The organism is Prevotella sp. AM34-19LB, assembly GCF_003468525.1.
Lineage (GTDB): Bacteria > Bacteroidota > Bacteroidia > Bacteroidales > Bacteroidaceae > Prevotella.
In genome coordinates this window covers 1-4,226 of the sequence record NZ_QSIG01000090.1, presented here as the reverse complement: position 1 = coordinate 4,226, position 4,226 = coordinate 1, and the positions used below count along the sequence as shown (strand labels likewise).

Genomic DNA, 4,226 nt, shown 5'->3' with positions numbered 1-4,226 from the left:
TTTGATGTATATTTGCAGAACTAATTTAAAATATTAATGATTATGTCAACAACAGCAGCAAGAATCCCAACTTCGTTCAGGTTCCAAAGCAGTTTGCTGGAAGAACTGAAAGAAAAGGCTAAGGCTAGCAATCGCAGTCTTAACAACTATGTGGAAAGTCTTCTCATTAGTATTCTCCATCCTTCTGAAGTCGTAGAGGATAATACAATTGATGAAGAATTGCAGAAGAAGATTGATAAAGCAATGGATGAATATAAAAAAGGAGAGACTCTTCATTTTGAAAATTCAACCGAGATGAACAAATGGCTTGATTCTCTATGATTTACAATGTTTTTGATGACATTATTACTGTTGTTGTAATTGAAGTTGAAGGTCACTATAATGACAAATAACTCGCAAATATAATCTCCCCATAAGCACAGGTTCTGCAGCCTGGCTTATAGGGAGATCTTGTATAATGCTCCTTTAATTTTTATTTGGCATTCAATGATCTGGCGGGAGGAGTCAGCTTTCGTCCGGCTCTCCCAGATATTCAAAGATTACAGCTACCTGTCGGGGCGAAAAATATTGGCAGCCAACCAGGTATCCCTGCTTCTTCAACTCATCCCATAAAGGAATGCAACGCTTGATCCAATCCATCAGATGGCGGCGAGCTGTCGCCTTGCTGGTGGCTTCCGGAAAAAAGAGCAAGCCCAATTCCGTCTTGCTATACATACGATTCGATATTTCCATAATCTATATTCTCATTTGTGTTCTTCAAAGAGTCATCTATGCAAGAGGCTTCTTTATGCATGATGATCCTTTAAAAAGCCATCCAATGCCTTGGCTATATAGGCACCCACATTGATCTTTCTATGTTCCTGCTGGCACTTACGGATAAAGTAGTCTTTCTTCTGAAACCAGTCTTCCAGCTCTCCCTGCATATCGAGTGCCAGGCGCTGGCTTTCTAGAACTGCAATCTTCTCATCCACGTGATATTGTGTATAGAGACGCCATTTCAGTCGGGCACGTACCCCCTGCAATTCCTCAGGAACTGTAGCGCCGCCCGAAGTGTCGCCCGTATTTGCGCGGTCTATAAAAGTGAAGGTGATATGATCGGGCATATGGTGATGCGTCTCTGCCTCTTCTGATTGATAGAAAGGCTGATATACAGGGTATTGGTCGATAATTCTCTGGTCGTAGAGGCGTTTCAGATCCTTGCAGGCAAAGTCGAGTGCCTTGTTCTTGAGTGCCGACCAGGTCTTGTAGTAGTTCTTCCTGCCATGCAGCAAAGCCATCAGATTTTCGGGCTTCACCATGGTATAGCCTTGGCACCCCAGCAATTCATCATTAGATATAGTTTGATGCTCGATGCACCACGGCACTGTCGCACCACATTCAGGTCGATGTGGCAGGCGCCCTTGTCAAAACTGAAGAAAAAACGGAAGACATGGAGGTCATAGCGGAGTTTAACCCACCATCTGCCCTGATATTGGCAGACCTTGCATTCAAAAAGGTGATCAAACTGGGTGTAGAAGGTATGATCGCCCAATTTGTAAGCTAGTTTCAGAGGGTGTTTGGCCATCTGGAGCAAAGCATTACGCAACTGAGAAGCATGTCGGGTATCTGCCAGATCAAACTCTGAGAGCTTTATGCAGAGGTCGATATGACCTGCTGCACGCTGTTCCGGAGTAAAGATGAAGGTCTCTCTATTGATGCGTAAACGGATATTGTAGTCAATCAATTTCTGGGATATCTTGATTAACTGCAGCATAATTTTCAGTTCGAGGGTAGAAAAGTCGTTGTGCGACAGTCCCTGTACCCCCATAATGGTAATAACGTCTTTTTCCTGTTTAGGAGAAGGCATCAGGAAGGGCTCGGGCTCTTCCGATTTTTGGTTTTGATTGTTTGTTGCCATACTCTTTTTATTTTGTTTAAGTTTGGATCACCTTCTGGGAAGGCAATTCTTTATATTGTTATAGAAATACGGCACGGAATAAAAATAAAGGTTTCCACCTTTCGGGGAGAATAGGTCAACATATATTGACTAGTTAGGACATTCTACCCCGACTTCAAAACCTTACTTCGCATCCGTGCCGATAATTCAAATCGAATTAATCGGACACGATAATGCCCTGTAAGGATTTAATTTGAATACTCATTTTTCAGGTCCTACTCCTACTCAATGAGCGTTGGTGGAAAAATCCTCACTAGAAAGTAGCTCCCCTGGCAAAAGCATCAGGAGCTGAGAAATTCCTATTCTCTTAACTTTCTTGATGCAAAGGTAATCATTTATTCTGACTTAAACAAATTTTATTCCCCAAAAATGCATTTTACTTGTTATTTTTGAAAAAAAACTTTTTCTTTTGCGCATTACGCATTGTGATTCTAAGTATAAATCGTATATCTATTAGCTATATGGGTATAGTATATTAAGAAAAATAACTATATAACAACTTGATAGATAGATATTTATGAACATTGTCCTATCTTCGGTAGTGGTAGCGCCTCTTTCTAATAGAAGTGAAAAACCCTGGTAGTGACTAAATCTCTCCCTGCTAGTACTGCTTTCTTACGCTTCTCCCTGCTAGTGCAAAAGTTCATCTTTCTGCAAGATTACTCAATCATATCTATGGTTTACAATTCTCCTATCTGCGATAGCCCTCGTTCCTATCAGCGGTGGCTGCCGCTCCTATCAGCGATACCCATCATTCCTATCAGCGTGGTCTGTCGCTCCTATGAGCGATACTCATCTTTCCTATGAATGATACTCATCTTTCCTACGAGCGATTGGCGTGCCTGATAAAAGAGTGCAAAAGTGAACATAAGAAGGCGAAAGAGTGCAGAAGACGACGGAAGCGGACGAAAGTGTGCAGATGCCCCTTCGCCGGTTTCGTAACTTTGCCATTGCATTCGGGAAGAGTCCGATGCACGAACATTCTATCACAATTTAAATTTTTAGTATTATGTCAGTTAGTTACAGTTTGGTAAAGTACGTTCCTAAGTTTGGAAAGAATGCAGGTAAGGGTAAGTTTTATGCCCGTGCCCAGGTGAACGAGAAGACTTCGCTCAAGAAGTTTTCTAAGATGATTGCGATGCAGACCACGGTTACCTACGCAGATGTCACCGCAGTATTGGTAAGTGCGGTAGAGAATCTGATACTGGAGCTTCAGCGTGGTAACCAGGTGGAGTTTGGCGACTTGGGCAAGTTCCGTCTGCAGATTGTCAGCGATGGTGCTGACAGTGCCGCTGATTTCAAAAGCGACACTCATATCAAGGGTGTCAACGTCCAGTATGCTCCAGGTCCGGAACTGTATTCTGTATTCCAGAATATGGAGTTTGTACAGGTAGCATCCCGTGCAGTACAGCGTGCCGCATTGAAGGCTGAGAAGGAGGGTGCCAAGACGATCGACATCGAGGAGGCAAAGAAGCCTGCAGGCAAGAAGCAGAATACTTCTGGCGACAGTTCTGCAGGTGGCGATTCTTCTACCGACGGCGAGCATACCTCTGGTGGCAGTACAACGGGAGGCAGTACAACGGGCGGCAGTACAACAGGCGGCAGTACTGATGGTGAAGGCTCTGATGGTGACAATGTAAATTTTTAGAACCATGGCACCAAGATAGTAAGGTAAGTTATCATTTTATTCATTTAAATCTTTAAAATCTTTAGCGTATGACAGAAAAGAAGAGACAGACACTGAACGAGGTCATCAAGTTTGTGGTGACAGTATTAACCGCCCTGCTTGGGGCACTGGGTGTATCATCCTGCACCCTATAGTGAGGAGGACGGCTTATGAGAAAGATTGATATGATTGTGGTGCATTGCAGCGGTAGCCGCTGCAATCACCGGTACACTCTGGAGCAGTTGCGCCACGACCATGTGGTGGTGAACGGTTGGCGCGACATCGGTTATCATTTTTACATCACCCTGGAAGGTGTGGTTTATCCATGCCGTCCGGTGGAGCGGATGGGTGCTCATGCCTTGGGCTACAATGCTCATTCCATCGGTATCTGCTACGAGGGCGGTTTGTCGCCGAGCGGTTGCATTTCTGATACCCGCACGCCAGCCCAGAAGGAGGCGATGAAGCTTCTCATCCTCCGTCTTCACCGTGAGTTTCCGGACATCAAGACCATTCTGGGTCACCGCGATTTGCCGGGCATGCAGAAAGCCTGTCCCTGCTTCGATGCCACGAAGCTTCAGCCTCTGCTGGCTTCATAGCATCTCATGAAATTCTCCCAACCTGTAT

7 protein-coding genes are annotated in these 4,226 nt (G+C 44.5%); 4 read left to right on the top strand and 3 right to left on the bottom strand.

All coding sequences use genetic code 11. The annotated features are described in order from the left end of the window. Nucleotides 1-42: 42 nt before the first annotated feature. Nucleotides 43-321 carry a thymidylate kinase gene (locus DW830_RS15125; RefSeq protein WP_119250465.1) on the top strand — a complete coding sequence of 93 codons (279 nt, stop codon included), beginning with the start codon at nucleotides 43-45 and terminating at the stop codon, nucleotides 319-321. Between the two features lie 183 nt (nucleotides 322-504). Here the strand turns inward: DW830_RS15125 and DW830_RS15120 are convergent, their stop codons facing one another. From DW830_RS15120 to DW830_RS15110, 3 genes are read right to left on the bottom strand one after another with little or no spacing between them, the layout of a single operon-like run. Next, nucleotides 505-732: a DUF4248 domain-containing protein gene (locus DW830_RS15120; RefSeq protein ID WP_119250464.1), complete on the bottom strand. Its 228-nt coding sequence runs from the start codon at nucleotides 730-732 to the stop codon at nucleotides 505-507. Between the two features lie 53 nt (nucleotides 733-785). Further along, nucleotides 786-1,298, bottom strand: coding sequence for a hypothetical protein (locus DW830_RS15115; RefSeq protein WP_119250463.1), 513 nt, complete (start codon nucleotides 1,296-1,298; stop codon nucleotides 786-788). After that, the gene (locus DW830_RS15110; RefSeq protein ID WP_119250462.1) at nucleotides 1,292-1,897 is read right to left on the bottom strand and encodes a RepB family plasmid replication initiator protein; all 606 of its coding nucleotides are present in this window, start codon (nucleotides 1,895-1,897) and stop codon (nucleotides 1,292-1,294) included. Before DW830_RS15110 ends, DW830_RS15115 begins: the two co-directional genes overlap by 7 nt. A 1,048-nt stretch (nucleotides 1,898-2,945) precedes the next feature. Here DW830_RS15110 and DW830_RS15105 point away from each other — a divergent pair. The 3 genes from DW830_RS15105 (at nucleotide 2,946) to DW830_RS15100 (ending at nucleotide 4,198) form a co-directional block, all read left to right on the top strand. Then, the gene (locus DW830_RS15105) at nucleotides 2,946-3,584 is read left to right on the top strand and encodes a DNA-binding protein (protein ID WP_158573524.1); all 639 of its coding nucleotides are present in this window, start codon (nucleotides 2,946-2,948) and stop codon (nucleotides 3,582-3,584) included. Nucleotides 3,585-3,652: 68 nt separating this feature from the next. Beyond that, the gene (locus tag DW830_RS16005) at nucleotides 3,653-3,757 is read left to right on the top strand and encodes a smalltalk protein (protein WP_153096588.1); all 105 of its coding nucleotides are present in this window, start codon (nucleotides 3,653-3,655) and stop codon (nucleotides 3,755-3,757) included. Between the two features lie 15 nt (nucleotides 3,758-3,772). Further along, nucleotides 3,773-4,198 carry an N-acetylmuramoyl-L-alanine amidase gene (locus tag DW830_RS15100; protein WP_089542928.1) on the top strand — a complete coding sequence of 142 codons (426 nt, stop codon included), beginning with the start codon at nucleotides 3,773-3,775 and terminating at the stop codon, nucleotides 4,196-4,198. Nucleotides 4,199-4,226: the final 28 nt, after the last annotated feature.

Bases quoted from the DNA above. Each gene is read 5' to 3' on its own strand.
- DW830_RS15110 (WP_119250462.1), bottom strand. From the start codon at position 1,897: ATGGCAACAAACAATCAAAACCAAAAATCGGAAGAGCCCGAGCCCTTC.
- DW830_RS16005 (WP_153096588.1), top strand. From the start codon at position 3,653: ATGACAGAAAAGAAGAGACAGACACTGAACGAGGTCATCAAGTTTGTG.
- DW830_RS15100 (WP_089542928.1), top strand. From the start codon at position 3,773: ATGAGAAAGATTGATATGATTGTGGTGCATTGCAGCGGTAGCCGCTGC.
- DW830_RS15115 (WP_119250463.1), bottom strand. From the start codon at position 1,298: ATGGTGAAGCCCGAAAATCTGATGGCTTTGCTGCATGGCAGGAAGAAC.
- DW830_RS15125 (WP_119250465.1), top strand. From the start codon at position 43: ATGTCAACAACAGCAGCAAGAATCCCAACTTCGTTCAGGTTCCAAAGC.
- DW830_RS15105 (WP_158573524.1), top strand. From the start codon at position 2,946: ATGTCAGTTAGTTACAGTTTGGTAAAGTACGTTCCTAAGTTTGGAAAG.
- DW830_RS15120 (WP_119250464.1), bottom strand. From the start codon at position 732: ATGGAAATATCGAATCGTATGTATAGCAAGACGGAATTGGGCTTGCTC.